1 protein-coding gene is annotated in these 244 nt (G+C 63.5%); it reads left to right on the top strand.

The window, feature by feature from the left end:
- Positions 1-48: 48 nt before the first annotated feature.
- On the top strand, positions 49-244 hold a 196-nt coding region (locus LI92_RS21660; RefSeq protein ID WP_046322782.1), incomplete at its 3' end, for a transposase.

The raw sequence follows: 244 nt of genomic DNA, 5'->3' as shown, positions 1-244 counted from the left end.
TGTGCGACTCTGATGCCCGGTGTTCGGGCAGGAAGAATCGGCAACGACATGGCAGCCAAGAAGCGCCGGCGGCATACGCCGGATCAGATAATCCGCAAGCTCGCCGAGGGCAACAAGCTCCTCGGAACCGGCCAGGAGCTCTGCGAGGTGTGCCAGCACCTGGAGATCACCGAATCGACCTGGCATCGCTGGGTCGCCCAGTACGGCGGCATGAAGGCCAGCGACGCCAAACGCCTCAAGGAAC

The sequence above is a fragment of the Mycobacterium sp. UM_Kg1 genome (assembly GCF_000972925.1).
Lineage (GTDB): Bacteria > Actinomycetota > Actinomycetes > Mycobacteriales > Mycobacteriaceae > Mycobacterium > Mycobacterium hiberniae.
The sequence above is the reverse complement of the archived record's forward strand: the minus strand, read 5'-3'. Positions and strand labels throughout refer to the sequence as shown.